We start from the raw sequence: 24,005 nt of genomic DNA on the forward strand, positions 1-24,005 counted from the left end.
AAGCTTGCACACGCGGAGCGTTCAAACCAGTCAAAGTCTTTCTCTGTAAAGGTTTTAGGCTTTTTCGGCAAGCCCTACTTAAACAATACTCTAGCCATAATACTCCTTAATAATATTATTTATCAATAAATTTAGAGGTATTCCTTTAGCTGTTATTTTTGCTAACGAGAGGCCAAACTCCGCTCAAGCGCCAAAAACAGTCATAATCGTGATAAAACGATGTTTTTTCCTACTGATTTACATACCAGAACTCAAATCAGTGAAAATTTTTCTCAAATACCCCTTGACTAAAATACTAAAATTGTTGATTATCTATATCAATAACCTGCGATCGCTTAAAACCCCCCTGGCATCTTTCTCAAGAGGTAAATCGCCGTGACCAGCATGGCAAAATCCTTCCCAGCCGAAGGAAAATCATTTCCCTGGTGGGTCGGCAACGCCGGCTTAATCAACCTTTCGGGCCGTTTGCTCCGTATCCACGTCGCCCACGCCGGCCTCATCGTCTTCTGGGCGGGAGTCTATACCCTATTGGAGTCTAAATTTACATGGATTCTCACGGAAAATATACTTTAGGAGCATCTAAAAAATAGCACGAATAAATAACAGATAATCCATGACAATCCTCGTTCAACTTTTTTATTTTTTCCGACATGAATTTATACAGTGCTAACTCACTCAAAGTCGAACTCAACCAAAGAGGCTGCCGCCTGACTCCCCAGCGAGAAACTATTTTGAGTGTTTTTCAAAATCTGCCACAAGGCAATCATTTAAGTGCGGAAGAATTATACAAGACTTTGCAGAATAAAGGAGAACGAATAGGCTTGTCTACTGTCTACCGAACGCTGCATTTATTAGCAAGAATAGGAATTTTGCGTGAACTAGAATTAGCAGAAGGACACAAACATTACGAACTGAATTTTCCCGAATTGCACCACCACCACCATCTGGTTTGCATTCAGTGTCACAAAACCTTTGAATTTAGCGATGAATCTATTTTAAAAATTGGCAAAAAGCAAGTTGAAAAAGCTGGGGTAGAACTGCTTGACTGTCAGTTAACTGTGCGAGCTGTTTGTTTGGAAGCGCTACGGGAGGGATGGCCTTCTTTGGTACCCAGCAATTGGTTGTGTCCCAGATATCATTCGGAAATGAAGGAGGAAATTAGTTGAGTTGAATCAAATAAACTTCGGCACTTGGTAATTGGTGGTAATTGGTGATTTGTGCTTTTTTATTCGTTATGAGCTGTTAGTTATTAGCACCTAAAAATAACCAATGACAACTGACAACTGACGGCTGACTGCTGAATTCACTTTTGCAATTAAGCAACCTCAGAAGAATCGCAACGTTGGTGTTCCATCCGAAATATGTTAGCGTACAAACTAGCAACAATCTGTTTGCCTTCCTGCGTCAACTGCAAGTAACCGAGAGATTCACTGATGTGAGGATAAATACCGCTCCAGTAAAACTTAGAGTAGCTTTGCAGCAAGTCGCCCGGATGTCGATAGCCCAAAACTTTAGTAGCACCGCTTTCTTCTAACTCGTAAAACAGCGCGCCAATTTTCTGCAAATATTGCGGGTTGCTGAGCTGACCTATCAAGTCAGCACCGCGCACTAAACTAGAGTAATTAACTGCATCCTCGTCTGTGTTACCGTCAAGCACCGAGAAACGAGTCTGTTCTATGTTCTGCTTAATTATCTCAGCATTAATTAGCTTGTGGTTGCCGAAGCGCTCGTCAATGAACAATTTAGCTCTGTCAACTCGGTAAGGAGCTAGGCTGGCCGCCGTTGCACCGGGAGCAAGTGCAATTCTCATGCCATCTTTTCCTGTAGCATATAATCCTTCTGATTCTTGGTCTTGCCGGCAAACTCCTTTGACATATCCGATGTCTTGGCACAGCAAAGAAATGATGAAGTGCAGCCAATCTTCGCAGGAAACTCCGCCCTTGCGAATGTGTTTTCCCCGCAAGATTTCTTGACCGACTAAGCTAATGCAAATGGCGTGTTCTACATTGTGATAAAGAGCGTCGCTGTTGGCGATGTTTTCTAACGCCATTGCCCCCACCCAGGCAATAATGTCAGCATAGTCTGATTTGTAGCCTCCGTAAGTGCGGCTGTAACCGTTCTGAAGTTGTTCGATGAAAGCCTCGATCAGAAGTTCTGTAGAATTAAACATACCCTATCCTTTTACCTTAATATTGCCTTTCCACAGGGGTGCATCTATTTGGGAGTCCTCTAAATTTTATGGATGAGATTTTAGCTCACAACTCCTGCACCCCGTGTGTGTTGTGATCTGTGGATGGCAAGTGGGTAGCAATCTCAAAACTCATTGACGCAGCTACGCCCGGGGACTTACGAAGCAATCTCGCGCCCTGACTCAAAACTCCGAAGCAACTCAGTCCATCACTGACACCCATCCCCGCCGTACTGCATACAGCAGCCTGCTAACAATTTTTCGATCCTCTGAACTTTTTAAACTGTGAGAATTAATTGCGTATTGAATTTGCTGGAACACAGTGCGATCGATCTTACCGGATTTCCAAATGTTCAAGTAAAGTTCGGAAATTGTATATTCAGGAATATAAGCTTTGGTTGTCATCTGCTGTCAACTCAATGTATATTTCTTATTGTCCGGTAATTTTAGATAACTTTATGTGATGTAGATCGGCTATAGACTGTGATGCGATCCCAGGCTGGAGTTAATGCGCCTCTCCTCACAATGGTAATTCGATCGCAAAAGCGCGATATTGCGATCGTCATAAATTTTGCTGACGGCTGTGACAATCATCATAGTTGCGCCTAAATTATAGGATGTCACATACCATTCTCCCGTTGCGCTCGCCCCCTCCCAACTTGCAGCAAGGAAGGAAGTTTGAGCGCGGGTCGCGCAAATTTCTTGCCAAAGAAACACGCGTCGTGTACAATACAGAGTCTGGTATCCTCACTTACCCATAATTATTTTCATTCATCCCGTCCCCCCAGAGGGGAAGGGACTTTCAGTGCGGATACAGCCAAATCACTATATTCAGCAAAAAGCTAGAAATGCCGTAACTCATGCCCACTATTCAGCAACTCATCCGTTCAGCACGGGAACAAACGCAGAAAAAAACCAAATCGCCAGCTCTCAAGAGTTGCCCGCAGCGCCGCGGAGTTTGCACCAGAGTGTACACGACCACCCCGAAAAAACCCAACTCGGCGCTGCGGAAGGTGGCTCGGGTACGGCTGACCTCTGGTTTTGAAGTCACCGCCTACATCCCAGGGATCGGTCACAACTTGCAAGAACACTCGGTAGTAATGATCCGGGGCGGTCGGGTAAAAGATTTGCCCGGAGTTAGATACCACATCATTCGGGGTACATTAGACACCGCTGGGGTGAAAGACCGCAAGCAGGGTCGTTCCAAATACGGGGCCAAGCGTCCTAAAGAGAAAAAATAACACGGAACTCGCCCGATCGTCGGGGTTGGGAAGCAAAAATAAATCCGATCGCGCCGCTCAATTGCACGCTCGATCGTCATAAATCGAAATGTGATCCCAAAACCCCAAACTCAATCATTCAAAATCAAAAATCCCAAATAGAACTATGTCTCGCCGCACAGTTATTCAAAAACGTCCAGTTCCACCAGATCCAACCTACAACAGCCGGTTGGTAAGCATGATGGTGAGACGGATCATGCAGCACGGCAAAAAATCCGTTGCCTCCAGCATCGTCTACGACGCCCTCAAAACCATCCAAGAACGCACAGGGGCTGAACCGTTAGACTTGTTTGAAAAAGCAGTCAAAAACGCGACACCCCTGGTCGAAGTCAAAGCCCGCCGGGTAGGTGGCGCCACCTACCAAGTGCCAATGGAAGTGCGTTCCGATCGCGGTACAACCCTCGCCCTCCGCTGGCTGATCAGATTTGCCCGCGCCCGCACCGGCCGCTCGATGGCCGCCAAGCTAGCCAACGAACTGATGGATGCAGCTAACGAAACAGGGAGTGCTATTCGCAAGCGCGAAGAAACTCACAGGATGGCTGAAGCTAACAAGGCTTTTGCTCACTACCGCTACTAACTGCAACAACTGGCATGGAGAAGAGCGCGATCGTGCGGTATAAAAGCATCGGGTGAGAAATTGGAAAGTGTAATAAGTTTTGAGTGTTGAGATTGCTTCTCTTGGCGCAGTTGCGATTGGTGAAGCAAACTCAAAACTCTCAAAATCAAAATTCATGCACTCAAAATTCATGCACTCTCTGAATCCTCCATGTCGCATCCTTAATATTTTTGTAAACAAATCTTGCAAAAAATATTAAAATGTAACAATAAGCTCCAGAGACTTTTGTAAGTCACTGGGGAGTGCAAAATAGGGTTACTGTGTAGTATAATAGTATTATAACAGCAACACAAGATTAAGGAGGTAGCTGTGGCACGTACCGTCCCGCTAGAAAAAACTCGCAACATCGGCATCGCAGCCCACATAGACGCGGGCAAAACAACAACAACTGAAAGAATTCTGTTCTATTCAGGCATGGTTCACAAAATGGGTGAAGTGCACGAGGGAACAGCAGTCACTGACTGGATGGAGCAAGAGCGGGAGCGGGGAATTACGATTACTGCCGCTGCTATCACCACCAGTTGGAAAGATTACAAAATCAACATCATCGACACTCCCGGACACGTAGACTTCACGATCGAAGTCGAACGCTCGATGCGAGTGCTCGACGGAGTGATCGCAGTGTTCTGCTCGGTAGGGGGAGTGCAGCCGCAATCCGAAACAGTTTGGCGACAGGCTGATCGGTACAAAGTACCGAGGATCGTGTTCGTCAATAAAATGGATCGGATGGGGGCAAACTTCTACAAAGTCTACGGCCAAATTCGCGATCGCATGAGAGCGAACGCCGTACCCATCCAAATCCCGATCGGCAGTGAAGAAAACTTCCGGGGAATTGTAGACTTAGTGCACATGAAAGCCTATATCTACAACAACGACACGGGAACCGACATCGAGGAAGTAGAAATCCCCGATGAAGTAAAGGATCTAGCCGTAGAATACCGCACCAAGCTGATCGAGTCGGTAGCAGAAACCAACGACGCCCTCACGGAGAAATACCTCGAAGGCGAAGAGTTAACGGAAGACGAAATCCGCTTGGCCCTGCGTCATGGCACTGTCGAAGGTACGATCGTCCCCATGTTGTGCGGTTCGGCCTTCAAAAACAAAGGCGTTCAGTTGTTGTTGGATGCAGTCATCGACTATCTGCCGTCGCCCTTGGAAGTCCCTCCAATTCAAGGACTCCTACCCAACGGCGACACAGCAGAGCGGTTTGCCGACGACAACGCCCCGCTGTCAGCTCTGGCATTCAAAATCATGGCTGACCCCTACGGCCGCCTGACCTTTGTTCGCGTCTACTCCGGTATCCTCAAAAAAGGAACCTATGTCCTGAACTCCACCAAAGACAAAAAAGAGCGGGTTTCTCGCCTAATTGTACTCAAAGCGGACGATCGGATAGAAGTTGAGGAACTGCGCGCCGGAGACTTGGGAGCAGCCTTGGGTTTGAAAGACACCTTCACAGGCGACACCCTCTGCGAAGAAGGAGCGCCAGTGATTCTGGAATCTCTGTTTATACCAGAGCCAGTTATCTCGGTGGCTGTCGAACCCAAAACCAAACAAGACATGGAGAAGCTCTCCAAAGCCCTCCAGTCGCTCTCGGAAGAAGACCCCACCTTCCGAGTCAACGTTGACCCAGAAACCAACCAGACAGTCATCGCCGGCATGGGCGAACTGCACCTGGAAATCCTGGTAGACAGGATGCTGCGGGAATTCAAAGTAGAAGCGAACGTGGGTCAGCCACAAGTAGCCTACCGTGAAACCATTCGCAAATCCGTCCGCGCCGAAGGTAAATTTATCCGCCAAAGCGGCGGTAAAGGTCAGTACGGTCACGTCGTGATCGAACTAGAACCCACCGAAGTCGGAAGCGGCTTTGAATTTGTCTCCAAAATTGTTGGTGGCACTGTACCCAAAGAGTACATCGGCCCAGCAGAACAAGGGATGAAAGAAGCGTGCGAATCAGGTATTGTAGCAGGATATCCCGTGATTGACCTCAAAGCTACTATGGTAGACGGGTCTTTCCACGATGTAGACTCCTCAGAAATGGCATTTAAGATCGCCGGTTCAATGGCGATCAAAGAAGCCGTGATGAAGGCGTCTCCAGTGCTGCTAGAGCCTATGATGAAAGTAGAGGTGGAAGTTCCCGAAGATTACATCGGGAACGTCATCGGAGACCTCAACTCGCGTCGGGGTCAGATCGAAGGTCAAGAGACGGATCAGGGGATAGCCAAAGTTTCTGTAAAAGTTCCACTAGCAGAAATGTTTGGTTACGCCACCGACATCCGCTCGAAAACCCAAGGTCGAGGCATCTTCACAATGGAATTCAGCCATTACGAAGAAGTGCCGCGAAACGTGGCTGAAGCCATTATCGCTAAGAACAAAGGGAACTAATGATTTTGGATTTTAGATTTTGGATTTTGGATTGAATCCAAAGTCTAGAATCTAAAATCTCAAGTCTAAAATCGCTAAAAGAAACAAGGAACAGATCAAGAATGGCACGCGCAAAATTTGAACGGAATAAGCCCCACGTAAACATCGGCACGATCGGTCACGTTGACCACGGCAAAACAACTTTGACCGCCGCGATTACGATGACTCTCTCTGCACTAGGTCAAGCAAAGGCTAAGAACTACGCCGACATCGACGCTGCGCCTGAAGAAAAAGCACGGGGTATTACGATTAATACTGCTCACGTGGAATACGAAACCACAGGTCGGCACTATGCCCACGTAGATTGTCCCGGACACGCTGACTATGTGAAAAACATGATCACCGGTGCAGCTCAAATGGACGGCGGCATCCTAGTAGTGTCAGCAGCAGACGGCCCCATGCCTCAAACTCGCGAACACATCCTGCTAGCTAAGCAAGTTGGCGTTCCCAGCTTGGTTGTCTTCTTGAACAAAGAAGACATGGTGGATGATGCTGAACTGTTGGAATTGGTAGAACTGGAAGTTCGCGAACTTTTGAGCTCTTACGATTTTCCGGGCGATGACATCCCCATCGTCACAGGTTCGGGATTGAAAGCTCTCGAAGCGATGCTTGCTAATCCCAAGACTGTCAAGGGCGAAAATGAGTGGGTTGACAAAATCTACAAGCTGATGGAAGAAGTAGATGCTTACATCCCCACCCCAGAACGCGAAGTTGACAAGCCTTTCTTGATGGCAGTTGAAGACGTATTCTCGATTACTGGTCGGGGTACTGTCGCCACAGGCCGGATCGAACGTGGAACTATCAAAGTCGGCGAAACAGTCGAATTGGTGGGTCTTAAGGACACTCGCAGCACTACAGTGACTGGTGTAGAAATGTTCACCAAGTCTCTGGAAGAAGGTTTGGCCGGCGACAACGTTGGTCTACTGCTACGGGGGATTTTAAAGGCGGATATTGAGCGCGGAATGGTGATTGCCAAGCCGAAAAGCATCATGCCTCACACTCAGTTTGAATCTGAAGTGTACATCCTGAAGAAGGAAGAAGGCGGCCGGCACACGCCCTTTTTCTCTGGCTATCGCCCTCAATTCTACGTCCGTACCACTGACGTGACCGGCACGATCGCACAATTCACCGCTGATGACGGTAGTGAAGCAGAAATGGTGATGCCAGGTGACCGGATCAAAATGACTGTTGAGTTGATTCACCCGATCGCGATCGAACAAGGAATGCGCTTCGCTATCCGCGAAGGCGGCCGCACCGTCGGCGCCGGCGTTGTTTCCAAAATCCTCAAGTAGGACTCGCATAACAGCTTAAATAGCAGAAAAGCCGCCAAATGTCAATAGGCTTTTCTGCTATTTAGTGAGTAGTGAGTAGTTATAGGTTAGTGGCCAGTTGTTAGTAGTTATGGGTTAAATGTTCAATAACAGATAACAAATAACAAATGACTGATGACTAATGACTAATGACTAAAAATAAACTGAACCTCGAAAATTCAAGAAACAAAAATGGCAACAATTCAACAACAAAAAATTCGCATCCGCCTCAAAGCTTTCGATCGCCGAATTCTAGACGCATCCTGCGAAAAGATTGTAGATACAGCAAATCGGACAGCAGCCACAGCGATCGGCCCGATTCCCCTACCGACAAAACGACGGATTTACTGCTTGCTGCGATCGCCCCACGTAGACAAAGATTCTCGCGAACACTTTGAAACCCGCACGCACCGCCGGATTATCGACATTCACCAGCCATCGGCAAAAACAATTGACGCTTTGATGAAACTGGATTTGCCCGCCGGCGTAGATATCGAAGTCAAGCTGTAGATTGACTTATCGAAAACTTGAAAAGAAGGAACAAAGATTAAATAAATTGTTCCTTCTTTTTGTTGAAATTTCCCTAGTCATTAGTTATAGCAGAAGGAAGAAGGAAGAAGGAAGAAGGAAGAAGAAAGAAGGAAGAAGGAAGAAGGAAGAAGGAAGAAGGAAGAAGGAAGAAAATCAATCGTTTCAGCCATTAACAACGTCCTAACCGTCTTGGCAGTGGCTATATGAGTTATTAGTTATTAATCAGCAATAATTTTGGCTCCGGCACTAACTTAAATAATTATTCTTAATTAAGGGGGTATCACTACAAAAACCCTCCTTTAGCAGTCGCTATCATCGCCTTCCGCAGCACTGAGTTTAGCAAAAAGGTATATTTAACATTTTGACGAAATAACGCCTTTGTCAAGCTGCCAGCACCGGAGATAGCGAGCAGTCGATCCCGTTGCCAGCGCAAAAGCCCGATCGCTCCTGCCCCGGAATTGCCTTTAATCAGTTAAAGTAAGAAAAATAAGCGCAAGTACCGTCACTTTTGAGCGACAATGGCATCCTCTTCCTCTGTAGCAGTTCGCGAACTCCCCTTATTTCCGTTGCCGGAAGTGGTTCTATTTCCAGGTAGGCCACTCCCACTGCAAATCTTCGAGTTTCGCTATCGAATCATGATGAATACGATTCTGGAGGGCGATCGGCGTTTCGGTGTGCTCATGTGGGACCCCAACCAAAACAAAGTCTCTGCAGTTGGCTGTTGCGCCGAAGTGATTCACTGTCAGCGCCTGCCCGACGATCGCATGAAAATTATGACTCTCGGCCAGCAGCGGTTCCGAGTCCTCGACGCCGTTCGGGAAAAACCCTATTTAGTCGGTCTAGTAGAATGGATCGAAGACGCACCCCCGCAACAAGACCTCAGACCTTTGGGAAAAGATGTCGAACAACTGCTGAGAGATGTAGTTCGCCTCTCCAGCAAATTGATGGATCAGCCGATCGACCTGCCCGAAGACATTCCCAGTTTGCCTACAGAATTGTCCTACTGGGTAGCCAGCTACCTTTACGGTGCAGCGACAGAACAGCAAACTCTTTTAGAATTGCAAGATACTGCTGCGAGATTGGAACGCGAAACCGAAATTTTGACTTCTACTCGCAATCACTTGGCAGCGAGGACTGTACTTAAAGATACCCTCAAGTAGCCAATTTGCCTAGGAAAAAGCACGATCGGTTTGACCTGCATTGAAGAAATAATTACACAAAAATCATTCGATTTTCGATTTTCGATTTTCGATGGGGAATGAGTTATTGAACTAAGGGTTTGGAGATTGCCTACAGTTCCATTCTTTTTTGGAACAGGTATCTGTTTAATTCTTAACTTCAAACAGGTTCGGATAGGTTCCTTATAGCAGTAAATGCTTGTGTTAGAAAATCACGACCAACCGAAACCATACGATGCAGTTAGAGGCGGTCAACTACCACCTCCTGTGGGCGGTGTAGTGCTCGGCGGACTAGCAGGAGTTAAACATCGGCTGTCTAGTTCTGTCAAAGAACATCGAATCGCCGCCCTGAGAGAGACATTGAATTACGGCGATGCCGGCTTAAAAATAGTCATCAAGATTTGTCAAAGCGAAACAGGGCGAGTGCAGCGGGCGGCCTGCGATTTGCTTCGACAAAGGCTGAATTCGATCGCCCGCGAAAAATTACAGGCCTTTGTAGCTTCAAGTTCAGATGCAGAAGCTGAGGTAGACAGCACCGAAAAAATATTAAAGCACTCATCCGGTGCAGTCTCCGAAAAAAATTACGATCGGCAAATGTCCGAAGCACAGTTAATATTTGAGACAATTACGCAGCAAATGCAACCAAATTTGTTGCTATTAGAAGCACTGGTAGCCTCTGTTGAACGGGAAGAATTTACCACCGAACTGATGAATCTTTGGGAACTATTAATCTTAGAAATTCAGGAACCTCTCAAAGAACTGCGTCAGGCTGTTGGCAGTGCGATTTCCGCCCAACTGCGGATTCAGTGGCTGTACAATCAAGCTGAATCTCAAGCCCACCAGTGGCAGCAGCGAGCTTTGCTAGCTCTTCAGACACAGGATAAGAATTCAATCCGCCTCGCCGTGGTTCGCCAGCAGGTTCAAGTTGATCGGGCAGCAGAACTAAAAATTGACTTAGACTACCAAACTGTGCGAGTAGAAACTCTCAATCGCAACTTGCTGGCTTTGGAAAGTAAGATTGCTCAAGCTAATTCCAAGAAAGAGATCCTCAAGATGCAGCTTCATTTTGCTAAGGTACAGCAGCAAATAGACTTCACTTTCAGCCAAGTCAATAGTATATTTTTTAGTCCTTAATTGTCGGATTATTCTGTTATATATTCCGTGAGTTCAAACTTGTCTGACGCAAAAATGTATTGCCCCACTTAAATTTGCCTCATCTAGCTTAGCTCCCTCCAGATTAGCACCGCATAAAAATGCCCCGCTCAAATTAGCACCGCTCAAATCAGCACCGCTCAAATCAGCGCCCTCAAGGTTACTTTCACACAAAAAAGCGTTTCTCAAGTTTGCTCTTCTGAGACTCACTCCCCGCAGTTTAGCGTCGCTGAGATTGGCTTTTTCAAGGTTTGTCTTGTCCAAACAAGCATCTAGGAGGTTCGCCTCCATCAAGTTGGCGTTTTCCAAGTTTGCTCCGCTCAAATTAACACCAATCATTTTGGTGTCGCTCAAGTTGGCGTTTTCCAAGTTTGCTTCAATCAGGTCAGCTCCTGTTAATCTTGCGAAAGTTAGATCGGCTCCGCTTAGGTTAGCCCCATTTAGGCTGGTCATCACTAGGCAAGCATTCTTTAGCTTGGCAGCTATTAAGTTTGCCCCCCTTAAGTTCGCCAAAGCAAAATTGATTTCCTTCAGATTTGCACAGGCTAGATTAATATGAATTAGGAAAGCTTCTCGCAAAAAAGCCTCTTTCAAGTTGGTTTCATGAAAATTTCTTTCTCCGGCTGCGTATCGCTTGAGAAGTTCATCAGCATTCATCTCGCCAGCCTCCTAAGTTTTACTTAAAAATAAATTATACTACTGACAGTACATTGTAGCAACCAAATATTTTTAAAGTTTCGGTGTGATTTTTTAATTCTTCGAGTGCCGATCGAACAAATGCTTCGCAGGCGTTAGCCTCAACGTCCATAAAGAAAATATATTCTCCGAGCGATCGTTTAGTCGGTCTAGATTCAATCCGACTTAAATTAATACCGCGACTGGCAAATACTTGCAAAGGTTTTACCAGTGCTCCCGGCATATTGGCAGGTACGCTGAAAGCTAGTGAGGTATGGGTGCAATTAGACGATGAAGCATCGAGGATCAACTTAGAAGCAGATTGTGTAATGGATTTAAGGGATGAGTGATCCCCTGGTTCTACGTTGGCGATTTCTCCACCACTCCTACTGAGTACCCAAAATCGAGTGTAATTATCGGGATAATCATTAATGGGGTGAGCTAACACTGGCAAATGGTAAAGTTCAGCAGCTCTTGGCGAAGATATCGCTGCTACATTTGTATCTTCCAGATATTGCAATGCTTCCGTGGTTGAATTCGCCGGAATTAATTGGGCTGAGGGAATAAACTGCCCCAACCATACCTGACACTGAGCTAGCGCTTGCGGGTGAGAGTAAACTTTTTTAATCTCGTTAAAATTTTTAGCATTAGACACTAGGGCGTGGGAAATTGGCAAAACTAAGGCGTGTTGAATGCGGAGTTGATCGAGTCGCCACAGTGTATCTAAGGTGACAGTCACGCTGCCTTCGATCGAATTTTCGACGGGCACAACTGAATAATCAACCTGCCCTACGGCAGATGCCTCTAGCGCTTGAGAAATGGTGGAATAAGGACACAGGGTGCATTCCAAGTTAGTTTCCAGGCTCAACCAATTGACATAAGCTAGAGCCGCTGTTTCTGCATTTGTACCAACAGGGCCGAGATGTGCGATCCTCTTCGAGGGCTTCGCTAACGAAATTTTCATTTACAGGCAATTTTAGGTTACAAATGTTTGCTTTACTCTCATCAGCTAGGAAGTATGATGAAAAATTAGCGATGTCCCGAAAGCTTTTATCAGTGATTTCTCGGATGACATTGCTGGGTACACGACTTAGGACGCGACTTATGTCACCCAAAAAAAGGTGATAGTTTATTAAGATATGCTTAGGAATCCTATATTTTGATATTTTCTCATGTATACCCGCTTTAATTCTTCCCAATCCGTTGAGCTCGCCGTACCAGAGGAACGGGTTCCCATTCAACATTATCTGCGTCAGCCGAGGCGACTGGTGAACGCCCTTGTCGATCAAAGTCGCACACAACAGCTAAGCGAGGACTGTTTCCGCTTAAAAATGCGACCGTTACAATTTATGATGCTGAGCATTCAACCCACAGTAGACATGAGGGTGTGGGCCCAGTCGGATGGCACAATCAATTTGGAGTCCGTCGCCTGCGAAATTCGTGGCGTGGGTTATATAAACGATCGCTTTGCTCTCAATCTCAAAGGAAAGCTTTGTGTACACCAAAGCAGCGGGGTAGCATACTTGAGGGGAAAAGCGGATTTGGAAGTGCAAGTAGAATTACCGCCGCCGTTTTGGCTGACGCCCAAACCCATTTTAGAAGCAACGGGGAATGCTTTGCTCAAGAGCGTACTGCTGAGCGTCAAACAGCGGTTGATGCACCAGTTGCTCTTAGATTACCGCCGCTGGGCAAGCAGCGAAAGTGAACTAAGATCGATCGAGATCCCCCCTATCTTATCTTTAGAAGGCTGAAATCCTACTAAAGAAGCTGTTAATTAATGTATAGGGATATTTAGGCACAAATCAGGCAACTTACCACAGTATTACTTAGACGCTCGATTTGGACATCGGGATATTTGTCGGAACGAGCCAGCAGGGATAGATAGCTGCCGCTCAGTCAAGATCGATTTGAGTGATCCCTCCAAGTTCATCGTCTTCGATGATTCCCACGCCCCCCGGCAAAGGAGTTGACTTGTCTTTTGAAACTTCGTCCTTTTGGCGAAATTCGCGCTGCGGTGGCTTGATTATTTTGCCCGGTTGATTCATTGCGCCCACCCGAATCCTGATTTTTGGCCCAGAATTGCCCAAGCGAATTGTCATCCCGTCCACAACGGACACCTGAGCGATCGGTCTATCATCTACATAAGTGCCGTTAGCACCAAAATTAATAATTTCCCAGCCATTAGCGTGATTCCACAGTTCTACGTGGTGGCGGGAAACTACAGCGCTGTAAATAATTACATCATTGTCGTTCGATCGACCGATCCGAACCACCGGTTCTGATTCAAAACACCAACTTTGAACTGGGACAGACTGGATAGGATGTAAAAGAGTTAAGGTAATCACTGATGTTTTGACACTCCACCGCCAGACAGCAACGGGGATACTTCCAGAGAGATTTTTTGGGAGAAAACTGCAAAAAATTTGCTTTTTAAAGGCGTCGTCAGTGGACCACTATTCCCCCTATCTGCCCTAAAAGTCGAACTTTTGGCTGCTTGAGGTATTTGAAGCAACTTTTGAGGGTTAGCTTTTGGCGCAGGGGCAAATTTTTGCGGTACTCGGTAACAACCAAACACGATGTGATAAATCGGGTGAACTTCCCAGTAATGGACAGCGGTTTTAACCGCTTGATTAATTTGGTCTGTGAGGGAGCGATTCTGCCGATGGGTGAGTCGCTCAATTCTATCGGCTAAATAATCCTTTTGCCGCTGATGAACCAGAGAATTTAACTCAGACCCGCGCTGGTTGCACCGCTGATTCGAGTTCTCGGTCGGGCGAGAGTCACTGCTCAACGACTTGCTGTTTATAAAGAAAGAAGTTAACCAATTATTAATCCTGGGGTGTCTAGATAAAATACTTGTGGATTGTATCTGAGATATTGCACCATTCTCAATTACTTGTTTAGGGAGCGGGATCTTGCCTGTTTCACAAGAAAATTCACTCTTTGTGGAACAGGCAAGATGCCTGTTCTTGAGAATAGTGCAAGATGTGAGTTGTATCAAACAGCATAGGTCATTTTGAGTTGCTAACATTTTCCTTATTGATGCAATACCTTTAAAATACAATGCTTTGAGCAGCACTGGAATTTTGAGCGACAAGGCATCAATCTCTCATAGCGAAAATACCGATCGACCTTCCTCGCGCGCGGCCCCCAAATGCGCTCGGCAATTAGTCCCCCGGCGAGCGGGAAGGCCAAACTTCAGCTCAAATCTGACTCAGGCGGCTCCGGATTCGGATCTGGCGGGACAGATTCTTGCCTTTGCCGCTTCAACTCTGCAACTTTTTCTTGAGCTACATCCCTGACTTCGAGAGCTTTATCTTGGAATTTTTCCGCCAGACTTTGAGCGCCCCGCTTCACACCTGCCACATTTTTGAGAGTTCTGTCGAAATCTTCATGTAAAAACTCTGCTACCAGACCGACTTTTTTGTGCAGTCCCTCCGCGTACTGCACTGGCTCCGATACAGCAGCTTCAGAGACGATCGCCCGCTTGCTGCCGATGGTCGAAATAGCTGCCACAGGTAACAAGTAAATGTCGTCTAAAACACCGCGCCAGCCGCTCGATTTAAATAGGTAGTTGGTGACTGAACCCGTGCGGACATCAAATAGGTAGTCAACCACTGCACCTGCCTTATTTCCAGCGTCCGTGAGCACCTCAAGCCCGATCGGACAAACAGCTTGTTCCGGCTGATGAAGTTCCGGCAGTTCCGGGTTAATGGTGACAAAAACATTTTCCCCCACCGTATCTACTTGCGCCCAAGCGAACCAAGTTTTTTTGCTCCCCAAAAGTCCCGACTTGCAAGTAAAGCCGATCGCCCGTTGGGAGTGAGCATCGAGCCAAACCCGATCTACCCTGCCGACCTCTTCCGCCGTTCTGCGGTCGATGGTGCGGCGGCCCTGCAGTTCGCTGCGCCTAACAATCTGTGGTGATGTACTCATAAATAAACTCCTGAGTGCCGCCTTTGAAAAATGTCGATCGTCCAAAGAAGCCGATTTAATATTCTTCTTCCGAATAATGGCGATTATTATCTGCCTGGGTTAACTCGTCCTCTTCCCTGGAAGTGCCAACTTCTTTGTGGTCGGGAACGGGAATCGTGCTCATGTGCACGCCGGCCGAGGGAGCGTGAATTTCCTTAGCCTCCCTGGGCTTGACGCCAAGAAGTCCTAACTGGACGGAGGATTGATTCGGGCCTACGTTGATTTGAATTTTCGGCCCAGAGCGAGCCAAGTGAACGATCAGACCGTCCACAATGGGAACCTTAGCGATCGGCTTACCATCGAGGTAAGTGCCGTTGGTACCTAAATTGATCAGTTCCCAAGTTATGCCGCTGCGCCGCAATTCGATGTGGCGACGAGAAACCACAGCGCTAAAAAGAACGACGTGGTTTTCGGTCGAGCGCCCGATCCGCACGACCTGCTCGTCTTCAAAGATCCAACTGCGGACGGGTATAGACTGGAGTGGATGTAGCAAGGTCAGCTTAATCACATTGGCAGCATTGAGTTTTGGTAGAGCGCCTCAAGATGCGATTTTAGATTTTAGACTTTCGATCGCCCAATCCAAACTCGCTCTAAGAGATTTGAAATAAAAACGTAACCAGGTCTCCTTTGCCCAGAGAGATGCGGTCTCCCGGTCGCAACCGGTGGCGGTTTCCCTTGGGTAGCGGAGTATTGTTGACGTAAGTGCCGTTGGAACTGCCTACATCTTCTAGGTAGCAAGCATCTCCCTCCACCCGGAGATTTGCGTGTACCCGAGAAACTATCTCAGAATTAGCAAATCCCGAAACATCAATATCCGGCGGCACTAAGTCATTTGGCTTGCCTATGTGAACCACAGCCAGACTGTGAGGCAATTCCATCGGCGTATTTGTCTGAACGTGTAGCAGGCGCGCGGACTGCTGTTGCAGTTGAGTTTTAGCTACACCTGCTGGCTGCAGGTCCGGAACCGGAGGAGAGATAGTTACTGGTGTTGCCACCGATTCAGTTGTAACAGGAACCGAGGGCGAAGGCGGGGGATCTGGAATCGTCGGAATGCTGGCGGTAGTTTTTTCCAAGTTGAGCCCCTTATTCAGGGTAACTAGAGGTTCCATTGCCATCAGAGGATCGGGTGGCACTAAATCGGGCGCCGGTGACGATACCACTGTGGGGCCTACAGGCGAGGGGGACGTTACTGTCACCTCAACTTCTGGAACTATGGATATGGAACCCGGACGCAAGTTAAAGCCACACTGGCCGCAAAATGCTGCATCTGTCTGAACTGCTGCACCGCAGTTCGAGCAACTTGCGGTAACAGGTAAAGGCGTGTAGCAAGCCTCACACTGGCTGGCCCCGTCGGGGTTCTGGTGATTGCAATTGGGACAGACAATCATCGATTTCTCCTTGCTATCGGCCAGATTTTCAAATCAGCCTCATAAAAATACTCGTCGTGTATATGGTCAAATTTTAACTTTAACCGCCACAATTCTTATATTGCTTCTAATACTAGCAACTGAGCTGACGCCGTGACGTTAGCTGTGATGGGCAAGATTGAGTTAGTGATAATGCTGACTGTGTTGGCACGCTTGCGACTCTATGGGCTATTTTACTGCTGCGCCAGCCGCCGCATCGAGGAGCCACCAAAGCTCGCCCTCTGGTTGAACGAGTCTGGCTGGATAAGTCATTTCGTCGGCTGCGGGGGCAAAAATTTGAGCAAGGGCGGGTTGTTTGCTGGCTCCTGCGACCATGAAGATGACGCACCGGGCCCGGTTGATTAAGGGGACTGTAAAGGTAATGCGGGGTTGACCGTCTTTGTTGCCGACAGTTACTAGGGCATCCCGGACTTCCAAGGCTGCTGTGCCGGGAAATAGAGAGGCTGTGTGGGCGTCGTCTCCTATGCCCAATAAAATGATGTCGAAGGCAGGAAACTCGCCGTCGGATACTTTGAAGAACTGCTGCAATTCGGTTTGGTGCGCTGCTGCGTCGGCTGCGGGGTCGCCGGCGCCTGTGGGCATGGGGTGGATGTTGCTGGCGGGGATATTCACTCGATCGAGCCACGCGAGGCGCGCCATTTTTTGATTGCTGTCTGGGTGTTCTGGGGGAACGTAGCGTTCGTCGCCCCAGAAAACGTGAATTTTGTCCCAAGCCAGGTCTTGGGCTGCGATCGATCTGTATAGGGGTTCTGGTGTGCTTCCGCCCGCTGCGGCGATCGTACAAAGTCCGCGTTCTGCTATGGCTTCTGAGATTTTCGACAGCACAATCTCCAGCGATCGATCTATTAGTTGTTCCCGATTTGCTAATACTTCAACTACTTTTTTCATTAATTTCCTCTCAACTTTACTTGGGTGTTGTTCTCACCAATTGCCAATTTTACCTTGACATTTTGGTTTGAGGTCGATCGGCTGACAGACCCGGCAGGCCGCGCACCGCATCCCATAAGATTTTATCATGTTATGCCCCTTGATTTAAGGAAAGCAAGACTTATTTCTACCAGTGCTTTATGGATTTTCACCGGTTGCATTGAGCTGTCGCAACTTTCAATCAAAAGTTCGATCGTACTCGGAGCATCTGTGCAGAAAGTAAAAAGCGTTTTTTGGGACTCGGATCCGTCCCACACAGCAAAGTCTATAAATATAGCCAGCCGGACGATCGCACACCGACAGTAAAAGCCAAACCGAGATGCTCCCGATCGCACTTACGCCGACATAGCAAAAATAATCAAGATTGATGTGGTAGACTAGGAAAAATAGTTTTAAATCCGCACGCTCGGAAGGAAGCAAAACTATGTCAATTTTTAAGCGATTTCCTACATCAGTCCGCTATCTAATAGCGCGGTTGCGCCACTGGACGCAACCGGCGGTTTGGGCTCCCTTAGCCGTGCTGTGTGCAGGGGGATTATTTATCTGGGAGGTCTCTGTAAATCCAGAAAGGTTGAGTATAGATGGCGAAGAAGAACCAGCCTCAAACACTCCAGCTTCGCTATCGGGACTATCTGCTGAAGATACCGCCATTGCCGCTGAAATCGACAGCTCACCAGTGCTAGTCAATCAGTTTAATGGATCTACTGCTTCTGAACTGAACTTGTTAAATTCATCAGTAGTAAAAAGCAAAGGTTTATTCGAGGAACTTCGAGATCGGGACTTAGAAACTCCTCAGCCATCTTCAGCACCCAAGCAGGTAGGAAGCAGCGGATTTTTCTCCTTGCCAAATTTAGCAAATCCTGCTGTCGAGGCGGGAAACAATAACCCCCAAAATTCCAGCTTGCCAAGTTCAAACGCAACATCACCGTTGAGTTTATCTAGCAGCGGGAGACTAACTTCTGGGATAAAAACGATTAAGCCTGAGTCTGGGGGTACAGCGACAGCAACTTTATCGCAGGCGTCGAATGATGCTAATTCAGATAAACAAAACGAAAATTCTCTGCCTTTGAGTCCGCTGCAAGCAGCTATGAAAAAATACGTCGTTGCTAACACTTCGGCAACGGCGGCTTCAGGTGAGAAAACAGCAGACGAGGCTACATTGCTCGATCGACCGGCTTCCGATCCTGCTGCAGGAAATGCGACAAATTTGCTCCCAACGACCGCTACAGCTCAAAGTGGAGCCAATCCTGTGAATGTTCCCACAGCACTTCCCCCCCTTGTGACTCCGACAAATACTGTGAGCAAGGAATCTCAAGAATTCTTAAAACCGACAGCTACAGTCGCTGAATCATTGGCGGGGTTAAATTCCAGAGTGCCGAACCTCCCCGAAATTAATGCAGGGGCTGCACCGGTGGCTTTGCCGAAAAATCCCTACCAAACTGATTTATCTGGTTCCGGCTTCGCAACTGAAGTTCAACCTGTGGCACTTCCAGTAGCCATACCTTCGCCAACACCTCTACTTCCGAATGTCAGTCCATCTCCCTTTCCGAATGGGATTGGGGGAAGCAAGATAATTAACCCTCAATTCTCTCCCAATTCAGCGAATTCTCAATTTCAAACACCTCCACCGAGTCAGCTTAATTTACCACAGCAGCCTAACTTTGGAGTTGTTCCCCAAAATACCAATCAGGGCGTGCAGCCCATTCAACCTCAAACTTTTGCTACACCAGGCTCCCTGGCTCCGGGACGCTACATTGGCGGTGGCGAAATCAATACTTTTTCTAATCCTTAAATGATGGAAGTTCGGCCACGAAAACGATATTATCAACTCCCAATTCCCAATTCCCAATGTTATTGGTAAAACTTACCTAGCGGCAGCCCGCACCAACAACAATCCCCCGATTCCCAAACCAAACACGATGGGCAGCCAAGCCGAAAGAATCGGAGTCAAAACAGCTTTCACTCCCATAGAACTGGTGATGAAAGAAAATACGTAGTAAGTAAAAATCACAACTACGCTAATACCAAAACTCGTTCCTCTGCCGGAGCGGCGCGGTTGAGTTCCCAAAGCGGCTCCCACTAAACCAAATACCATGCACACGAAAGGAAAAGCATATTTTTCTTGAATTCGCACCTTTAATTTGCGAATTTGCGGTTCGTCGCCACTGTTTTTAAGGATATCCAAACGCTCTAAAGCTTGGGCAATGTTCATTTCCTTGAAATCCCGCGCTCTAGCAGCTAAATCTAAGGGCGTGCGGGGCAGTTGCAACTGCTGGTGTTGAAACCTAACTATATTGCGGTAAGAGCCATCAGGAGCTACTATATAAGCGGTTCCGTTGAAAAAATCCCAGGTATTTTCTGAGGCATTCCAAGTAGCGGATTCTGAAGAAACGATTTGATTGAGGCCTGGGGTGGAGCGATCGATAATTGTTAAACCTTTCATTTGCTGGCCGTCAAATTGTTCTGCATAAAAAAAGCGGGCCAGGATTTCGTCGCCGCCTTTTTCTGGTTTGCGAAATTCTGTGTAGATAATATTTCTATCTTGAAATATGGGTTTTTCTCGCTTCAGGGCTCTGTCTAAAGTCAGAGTTGCTCTGTAGCTGGCGGCGGGTACAACTAACTCTTGCAAACCAAAAGTTAAACCTGCAACAATTAAACTCATTATCACAGCAGGCAGTATCAATCGGTACACGCTAACTCCGCAACTGCGGAGGGCGATGAGTTCGCTGTCGCTTGACATTCGGCTGTAGGCCATTAAGGTTGCTAGCAGCATTGACATGGGGAAAGCCAATACTACGAAGTAGGGAATTTGCAGGAGAAAAATTTCTATGGCTGCGCCGTAGGGGAGGCCGGATTCTGCTACTCTGCGGACTAATTCAAATAAGGCTCCAACTGTGACGGCGACGGATGTAAAGAGTCCGACGCCAAATAAAAATGGGCCGATTAGTTCTTTGGTAATGTACCAGTCCATTACGGAAATTCTCGGCAGCCAGTTGATGGGATTCAAAGAATTGGATATTGCTATTTTCATAGTTTGGGATTTTTGCAGTTTGCTCCTCAATCTAACATCTCAAATCTAAAATTCTACCGTTTGCCGAATGCCTTCAAAAGACTATCGCACGAAGTTGTCACCTAAGTAATACTGTCGCACTAAAGGGTTGCTGTAGAGTTCTTCTTCAGCCCCGGAGGCTAAAATTTGGCCGTCTCGCATGATGTAGGCTCGATCGGTAATTTCGAGGGTTTCTCGGACGTTGTGATCGGTGATGAGGATGCCGATTTTACGATCGCGCAGTTTAGCAATAATGGTTTGAATTTCGTCTACTGCGATCGGATCGACGCCTGCAAACGGTTCGTCTAAAAATAGAAACATGGGCCCGTCTCGCCCTGCGGCTAAGGCTCTGGCCAGTTCAGTCCGCCGCCTTTCTCCCCCTGATATTTGAATTCCCAAACTAGATGCTATTTTTTCTAAGCGAAATTCTTGCAATAGGAAATCGACTCGCTCGCGCCATTCCCAGCGTGGCACTTGAGTTTGTTCTAGGACTAACAAAATGTTGTCCCGCACGCTCATGTTTCGGAAAATGCTTGCTTCTTGAGCGAGATAGCCAATTCCCAAATGTGCTCGCTGGTGCATCGCCAATTTAGTGATGTCTAAATCGTTTAGCCAAACGGTGCCTTGATTTGGTTTTTCTAATCCGGTTGCTATGTAAAATGTTGTGGTTTTGCCGGCACCGTTGGGGCCTAGCAATCCTACGATTTCTCCTTGGGCTACTGACAGGTTGACGCGGCTGACTACATTGCGTTTTCCGTAGGACTTGTGAATATTTTCGAGTACAATTTTCATTTTCGCTCCCGGCAACCTCTACAAGCTCAATTTCAGACTGCAGCTTTGTGCGATCGAGTCTCTAATTTAAATTTTACCTTTTCAAGTTTGTGAGTTTTATAAAGACGAAATTTCGCATCTATCCCAAGTAGTAGGTTTTGGCTGAGGCGAAATTTCGCTGCTGCAAGCCACTGTTACCGGGGGGCTGTAGTTGGACGTGGGGATCCCAATGTATTTTGGGCTGCCGCATCTTGTTCGGGGGCAACCAGATAAACAGATTCTACCTGTCCTGGGTTGTCTGGGAGGGCAATAAACCGCCCTTCGTCGATGAGGTATGTTATGGTTTCGCCGCGCAGGCTGTTGCCCTGCTGCAATACGTAAACATCTCCGCTGAGAATGATCCGGCGCTCGCGGCTGAAATATTGAGCTTGAGCCGCAGTTGCTTGTATTTGGCGGGCTGGATAGTTGATTTGGACGTTGCCGCGGGCTGTCACGATGCCGGTTTTGGAGTCGGCTTCTTGAATGTCCGATCGCACGCTGAGAGTGCGGGGCGGCCCGGCTTGCGGGTAGGTGGGAGAGGCGATCGCGCCTGCCAGAGTGAGGGGCAACAGCAGCGATAATCCTTTGAATATTCGGGAATTGAGTAGTTTAGCGGAGGACATCATAAGCTTGGAGTCTCAATATTTGTGAAATTGCTGAAGGGCATTATCTCCAGTTAGATATTTTATCTTAACGGTCAGAAAGATTCCCGTGAGGTCGATCGATTGACCCGATAGTCTCAACCAATTATCCTAGCAAGACAACAGCGAATTTAATTGGCTATTTTGCTCAGTGGCTGCAACTGTCTTAACCGGGAACGGGCAAGATGCTCCTTCCACAGCAAATAAATCTGCTTGTGCAGCGGGCAAGAAAGCCAGCCCTCCTCTGTGTAGAGGCCAAGTATACTGCACCCTAATACAAACATTTATTTAACTTTTATTTAACTTTTTGGTACTTTGATAATTCGCGGCAATTGCAAGCCTGCAACTTCTGTACCTGCGAATAAAGGTAAAAAATCAGCAACTGTTTCCGGGCCAGCTTGTTGCAAAGCGCTCAAAAGTTTAGCACTTTGTCCGAGCAAGTCTTCAACTGCAATTCCAGCATAACTAGGCTGATAATAACTGAGCCGATTTATTCCTTCTCCCAGCAAGATTACTGCACCGCGCCAGTTTTGATTTCCTAAGTGATAAAGCGCGACGGCAATTTGCAATATTCCCTGATAAAACCTTTTTTCTGGGTCGCCAGCTTCCATCCACAAAGCCTCTAGAGTGTCGTGACAAGCATAAAAGTCTTGACTGTTAAACTGTTCGATACCTTGCCAAAAGTCGATGGGGATTTCCTCTGTCATTCGATTGGAGATTGGGGATTTTCGATGGCGGATGTGTGTTTGAGTAGGCGGCGATCGATTTTGGTTAAATAGCTAAGTCTTAAAAATAGGAAAAATAACGACCTCTTTTCAAAACTACTGCCATTTCACGACCGCCTACTTAACTAATTACATAGTATCTCTGACCGCTTGAATCTGATCCATTCCTATTTCCTGATTTGTTCCAGCGAAATCGTTATCTGGCGTCAGAAATAACATACAGTGACACTCTTTGCGCTCGCGCATGGGAATGCAGGGACAGTTCCAGTAGGCGGCTTTTACTTCGGCTTCTTTATCTTCGTAATGGCGACAAGGGCATAAGGGAGCGCCTAGTTCATCCTTGTGTTTTGCTAGTCCTTCTATCACGACAGCAGTGACGGAAGGTTCGGAACAAAAGTAAGTTCCCGTGCGCTTGGCGTAGGTTTCGGAGAAATTCTTCATTGCCTCCAAAGTTTTTTCGTTGGATAGTTTAGATTTTTCTGTTGTGTTCATAGTTTAGGATCGGAGTTGAGGATGCTACGAGCTTTTGACAATTGTAGCGCAGAATGTGATTTTAAACACTGGTATATTTCTGTTTAGTTACAAGGAAGAAAACCTTGACAAAGATTGAGTTTTAGGTTGTTGGTTTTTTAGTGGTTTTTGTCTATCCCGGAGGGTGGGGGAAACTGGCGGGAGAGCGAGTTTTTGGAGCTACCAAAAGATTTGGGCGATCGATCGCCCTCAACTATCATCCCCCAAAGGGGATAAAAATCGGCTAAGATAGCACGGCGCTCTTTCTGTGACGGCTATAGGCACGGCATCTGATGGCAACTTCCCCGAACCGCACCGGCACAGGCGATCGAAAATCTCCTGCTTCTGGGCTGATTTGGCCGGCTGACACCGAGTTAGTCGCATTAGTGCTTGAATTGACTCCCGGCGCTGCTAGCCATCTGTACGCGCAGTATGCTATAGGTTTGCACGCTTGGTTTTTAGGTCAAGTACACCAAACTGACCCGGATTTATCGAAACTTTTGCGCGATTAACAGTCAATCGATTTTAGATTTTAGATTTTAGATTTTAGATTTTAGATTTTAGATTTTAGATTTTAGATTTTAGATTTT

At 47.1% G+C, this 24,005-nt stretch carries 27 protein-coding genes and 1 pseudogene; 14 read left to right on the forward strand and 14 right to left on the reverse strand.

Translation table 11 applies throughout. From position 1 onward, the window contains the following. Positions 1-384: 384 nt before the first annotated feature. Both QT973_RS25105 and QT973_RS25110 read left to right on the forward strand, forming a co-directional pair. A pseudogene (locus QT973_RS25105) lies at positions 385-534 on the forward strand (chlorophyll a/b binding light-harvesting protein); the annotation flags it as partial. Between the two features lie 116 nt (positions 535-650). After that, positions 651-1,166 (forward strand): transcriptional repressor, encoded by a 516-nt coding sequence (locus QT973_RS25110; protein WP_333058220.1) that lies wholly within the window; start codon positions 651-653, stop codon positions 1,164-1,166. A gap of 149 nt (positions 1,167-1,315) precedes the next feature. Here QT973_RS25110 and QT973_RS25115 read toward each other — a convergent pair whose 3' ends face one another. Both QT973_RS25115 and QT973_RS25120 read right to left on the reverse strand, forming a co-directional pair. Further along, a complete protein-coding gene (locus tag QT973_RS25115) occupies positions 1,316-2,170 on the reverse strand; it encodes an Npun_R2479 family HD domain-containing metalloprotein (protein WP_333058221.1) in 855 nt (284 codons plus the stop codon). A 219-nt stretch (positions 2,171-2,389) separates the two neighbouring features. After that, positions 2,390-2,593 carry a hypothetical protein gene (locus QT973_RS25120; protein ID WP_333058222.1) on the reverse strand — a complete coding sequence of 68 codons (204 nt, stop codon included), beginning with the start codon at positions 2,591-2,593 and terminating at the stop codon, positions 2,390-2,392. Between the two features lie 78 nt (positions 2,594-2,671). Here QT973_RS25120 and QT973_RS25125 point away from each other — a divergent pair, with 78 nt between their 5' ends. The 9 genes from QT973_RS25125 (at position 2,672) to QT973_RS25165 (ending at position 10,658) form a co-directional block, all read left to right on the forward strand. Next, positions 2,672-2,797: a hypothetical protein gene (locus QT973_RS25125; protein WP_333058223.1), complete on the forward strand. Its 126-nt coding sequence runs from the start codon at positions 2,672-2,674 to the stop codon at positions 2,795-2,797. 251 nt (positions 2,798-3,048) lie between these two features. Beyond that, positions 3,049-3,429 (forward strand): 30S ribosomal protein S12, encoded by a 381-nt coding sequence (gene rpsL / locus QT973_RS25130; protein WP_006632197.1) that lies wholly within the window; start codon positions 3,049-3,051, stop codon positions 3,427-3,429. Between the two features lie 145 nt (positions 3,430-3,574). Further along, positions 3,575-4,045, forward strand: coding sequence for a 30S ribosomal protein S7 (gene rpsG, locus QT973_RS25135; protein ID WP_006632196.1), 471 nt, complete (start codon positions 3,575-3,577; stop codon positions 4,043-4,045). 348 nt (positions 4,046-4,393) lie between these two features. Then, positions 4,394-6,466, forward strand: coding sequence for an elongation factor G (gene fusA, locus QT973_RS25140; RefSeq protein WP_333058224.1), 2,073 nt, complete (start codon positions 4,394-4,396; stop codon positions 6,464-6,466). Positions 6,467-6,567: 101 nt separating this feature from the next. After that, positions 6,568-7,797 carry an elongation factor Tu gene (gene tuf / locus QT973_RS25145; protein WP_190660866.1) on the forward strand — a complete coding sequence of 410 codons (1,230 nt, stop codon included), beginning with the start codon at positions 6,568-6,570 and terminating at the stop codon, positions 7,795-7,797. Between the two features lie 210 nt (positions 7,798-8,007). Further along, positions 8,008-8,325, forward strand: a complete 318-nt coding sequence (rpsJ, locus tag QT973_RS25150; RefSeq protein WP_006632193.1) for a 30S ribosomal protein S10 — start codon at positions 8,008-8,010, stop codon at positions 8,323-8,325. A 1-nt stretch (position 8,326) separates the two neighbouring features. Beyond that, on the forward strand, positions 8,327-8,530 hold the full coding sequence (locus tag QT973_RS25155; RefSeq protein WP_333058225.1) for a hypothetical protein: 204 nt from the start codon (positions 8,327-8,329) through the stop codon (positions 8,528-8,530). A gap of 334 nt (positions 8,531-8,864) precedes the next feature. Then, a complete protein-coding gene (locus tag QT973_RS25160; protein WP_015174045.1) occupies positions 8,865-9,506 on the forward strand; it encodes an LON peptidase substrate-binding domain-containing protein in 642 nt (213 codons plus the stop codon). A 213-nt stretch (positions 9,507-9,719) separates the two neighbouring features. After that, positions 9,720-10,658, forward strand: coding sequence for a PspA/IM30 family protein (locus tag QT973_RS25165; RefSeq protein ID WP_333058226.1), 939 nt, complete (start codon positions 9,720-9,722; stop codon positions 10,656-10,658). Positions 10,659-10,691: 33 nt separating this feature from the next. Here the strand turns inward: QT973_RS25165 and QT973_RS25170 are convergent, their stop codons facing one another. After that, positions 10,692-11,333 carry a pentapeptide repeat-containing protein gene (locus tag QT973_RS25170; protein WP_333058227.1) on the reverse strand — a complete coding sequence of 214 codons (642 nt, stop codon included), beginning with the start codon at positions 11,331-11,333 and terminating at the stop codon, positions 10,692-10,694. Between the two features lie 34 nt (positions 11,334-11,367). Next, entirely contained in the window at positions 11,368-12,315 is a 948-nt protein-coding gene (gene pheA, locus QT973_RS25175) for a prephenate dehydratase (RefSeq protein WP_333058228.1), read from the reverse strand. 208 nt (positions 12,316-12,523) lie between these two features. On the opposite strand from pheA, the gene QT973_RS25180 reads away from it, so the two are divergent. Then, entirely contained in the window at positions 12,524-13,102 is a 579-nt protein-coding gene (locus QT973_RS25180) for a DUF1997 domain-containing protein (RefSeq protein WP_333058229.1), read from the forward strand. A gap of 141 nt (positions 13,103-13,243) precedes the next feature. Here QT973_RS25180 and QT973_RS25185 read toward each other — a convergent pair whose 3' ends face one another. From QT973_RS25185 to pgl, 5 genes are all read right to left on the reverse strand, one after another. Next, positions 13,244-13,696 carry an FHA domain-containing protein gene (locus QT973_RS25185; protein WP_333058231.1) on the reverse strand — a complete coding sequence of 151 codons (453 nt, stop codon included), beginning with the start codon at positions 13,694-13,696 and terminating at the stop codon, positions 13,244-13,246. Positions 13,697-14,549: 853 nt separating this feature from the next. Further along, entirely contained in the window at positions 14,550-15,287 is a 738-nt protein-coding gene (locus QT973_RS25190) for a PRC-barrel domain-containing protein (protein ID WP_333226425.1), read from the reverse strand. 55 nt (positions 15,288-15,342) lie between these two features. Continuing rightward, positions 15,343-15,834, reverse strand: coding sequence for an FHA domain-containing protein (locus QT973_RS25195; protein WP_333058233.1), 492 nt, complete (start codon positions 15,832-15,834; stop codon positions 15,343-15,345). 82 nt (positions 15,835-15,916) lie between these two features. After that, entirely contained in the window at positions 15,917-16,714 is a 798-nt protein-coding gene (locus tag QT973_RS25200; RefSeq protein WP_333375395.1) for an FHA domain-containing protein, read from the reverse strand. Positions 16,715-16,921: 207 nt separating this feature from the next. After that, positions 16,922-17,641: a 6-phosphogluconolactonase gene (gene pgl / locus QT973_RS25205; protein ID WP_333269838.1), complete on the reverse strand. Its 720-nt coding sequence runs from the start codon at positions 17,639-17,641 to the stop codon at positions 16,922-16,924. A 463-nt stretch (positions 17,642-18,104) separates the two neighbouring features. On the opposite strand from pgl, the gene QT973_RS25210 reads away from it, so the two are divergent. Next, the gene (locus QT973_RS25210; protein ID WP_333058236.1) at positions 18,105-19,472 is read left to right on the forward strand and encodes a hypothetical protein; all 1,368 of its coding nucleotides are present in this window, start codon (positions 18,105-18,107) and stop codon (positions 19,470-19,472) included. 72 nt (positions 19,473-19,544) lie between these two features. Here the strand turns inward: QT973_RS25210 and QT973_RS25215 are convergent, their stop codons facing one another. The 5 genes from QT973_RS25215 to QT973_RS25235 all read right to left on the reverse strand — a co-directional run bounded on the left by QT973_RS25215 (position 19,545) and on the right by QT973_RS25235 (position 23,397). Further along, positions 19,545-20,711, reverse strand: a complete 1,167-nt coding sequence (locus tag QT973_RS25215; RefSeq protein WP_333264167.1) for an LptF/LptG family permease — start codon at positions 20,709-20,711, stop codon at positions 19,545-19,547. Between the two features lie 81 nt (positions 20,712-20,792). Then, entirely contained in the window at positions 20,793-21,521 is a 729-nt protein-coding gene (gene lptB, locus QT973_RS25220) for an LPS export ABC transporter ATP-binding protein (protein ID WP_333034782.1), read from the reverse strand. Positions 21,522-21,694: 173 nt separating this feature from the next. Next, a complete protein-coding gene (locus tag QT973_RS25225) occupies positions 21,695-22,165 on the reverse strand; it encodes an LptA/OstA family protein (RefSeq protein WP_333058238.1) in 471 nt (156 codons plus the stop codon). Between the two features lie 314 nt (positions 22,166-22,479). Continuing rightward, entirely contained in the window at positions 22,480-22,887 is a 408-nt protein-coding gene (locus tag QT973_RS25230) for a DUF309 domain-containing protein (protein WP_333058239.1), read from the reverse strand. Between the two features lie 147 nt (positions 22,888-23,034). Then, on the reverse strand, positions 23,035-23,397 hold the full coding sequence (locus QT973_RS25235) for a ferredoxin-thioredoxin reductase catalytic domain-containing protein (protein WP_172186333.1): 363 nt from the start codon (positions 23,395-23,397) through the stop codon (positions 23,035-23,037). 311 nt (positions 23,398-23,708) lie between these two features. On the opposite strand from QT973_RS25235, the gene QT973_RS25240 reads away from it, so the two are divergent. Beyond that, complete coding sequence (locus QT973_RS25240) at positions 23,709-23,927, forward strand: hypothetical protein (RefSeq protein ID WP_333264165.1); 219 nt, start codon at positions 23,709-23,711, stop codon at positions 23,925-23,927. Positions 23,928-24,005 lie beyond the last annotated feature (78 nt).

Source organism: Microcoleus sp. Z1_A1, assembly GCF_036700305.1.
Classification (GTDB): Bacteria; Cyanobacteriota; Cyanobacteriia; order Cyanobacteriales; family Microcoleaceae; genus Microcoleus.

What these genes read in the sequence shown, in the direction of transcription:
- QT973_RS25225 (WP_333058238.1), bottom strand. Translation starts at nt 22,165, where the DNA reads ATGATGTCCTCCGCTAAACTACTCAATTCCCGAATATTCAAAGGATTA.
- QT973_RS25210 (WP_333058236.1), top strand. Translation starts at nt 18,105, where the DNA reads ATGTCAATTTTTAAGCGATTTCCTACATCAGTCCGCTATCTAATAGCG.
- QT973_RS25170 (WP_333058227.1), bottom strand. Translation starts at nt 11,333, where the DNA reads ATGAATGCTGATGAACTTCTCAAGCGATACGCAGCCGGAGAAAGAAAT.
- pheA (WP_333058228.1), bottom strand. Translation starts at nt 12,315, where the DNA reads ATGAAAATTTCGTTAGCGAAGCCCTCGAAGAGGATCGCACATCTCGGC.
- QT973_RS25200 (WP_333375395.1), bottom strand. Translation starts at nt 16,714, where the DNA reads ATGATTGTCTGTCCCAATTGCAATCACCAGAACCCCGACGGGGCCAGC.
- pgl (WP_333269838.1), bottom strand. Translation starts at nt 17,641, where the DNA reads ATGAAAAAAGTAGTTGAAGTATTAGCAAATCGGGAACAACTAATAGAT.
- QT973_RS25240 (WP_333264165.1), top strand. Translation starts at nt 23,709, where the DNA reads ATGGCAACTTCCCCGAACCGCACCGGCACAGGCGATCGAAAATCTCCT.
- QT973_RS25115 (WP_333058221.1), bottom strand. Translation starts at nt 2,170, where the DNA reads ATGTTTAATTCTACAGAACTTCTGATCGAGGCTTTCATCGAACAACTT.
- QT973_RS25165 (WP_333058226.1), top strand. Translation starts at nt 9,720, where the DNA reads ATGCTTGTGTTAGAAAATCACGACCAACCGAAACCATACGATGCAGTT.
- rpsJ (WP_006632193.1), top strand. Translation starts at nt 8,008, where the DNA reads ATGGCAACAATTCAACAACAAAAAATTCGCATCCGCCTCAAAGCTTTC.
- QT973_RS25215 (WP_333264167.1), bottom strand. Translation starts at nt 20,711, where the DNA reads ATGAAAATAGCAATATCCAATTCTTTGAATCCCATCAACTGGCTGCCG.
- QT973_RS25235 (WP_172186333.1), bottom strand. Translation starts at nt 23,397, where the DNA reads ATGAACACAACAGAAAAATCTAAACTATCCAACGAAAAAACTTTGGAG.
- QT973_RS25190 (WP_333226425.1), bottom strand. Translation starts at nt 15,287, where the DNA reads ATGAGTACATCACCACAGATTGTTAGGCGCAGCGAACTGCAGGGCCGC.
- QT973_RS25110 (WP_333058220.1), top strand. Translation starts at nt 651, where the DNA reads ATGAATTTATACAGTGCTAACTCACTCAAAGTCGAACTCAACCAAAGA.
- rpsG (WP_006632196.1), top strand. Translation starts at nt 3,575, where the DNA reads ATGTCTCGCCGCACAGTTATTCAAAAACGTCCAGTTCCACCAGATCCA.
- QT973_RS25120 (WP_333058222.1), bottom strand. Translation starts at nt 2,593, where the DNA reads ATGACAACCAAAGCTTATATTCCTGAATATACAATTTCCGAACTTTAC.
- rpsL (WP_006632197.1), top strand. Translation starts at nt 3,049, where the DNA reads ATGCCCACTATTCAGCAACTCATCCGTTCAGCACGGGAACAAACGCAG.
- QT973_RS25160 (WP_015174045.1), top strand. Translation starts at nt 8,865, where the DNA reads ATGGCATCCTCTTCCTCTGTAGCAGTTCGCGAACTCCCCTTATTTCCG.
- QT973_RS25180 (WP_333058229.1), top strand. Translation starts at nt 12,524, where the DNA reads ATGTATACCCGCTTTAATTCTTCCCAATCCGTTGAGCTCGCCGTACCA.
- QT973_RS25230 (WP_333058239.1), bottom strand. Translation starts at nt 22,887, where the DNA reads ATGACAGAGGAAATCCCCATCGACTTTTGGCAAGGTATCGAACAGTTT.
- lptB (WP_333034782.1), bottom strand. Translation starts at nt 21,521, where the DNA reads ATGAAAATTGTACTCGAAAATATTCACAAGTCCTACGGAAAACGCAAT.
- tuf (WP_190660866.1), top strand. Translation starts at nt 6,568, where the DNA reads ATGGCACGCGCAAAATTTGAACGGAATAAGCCCCACGTAAACATCGGC.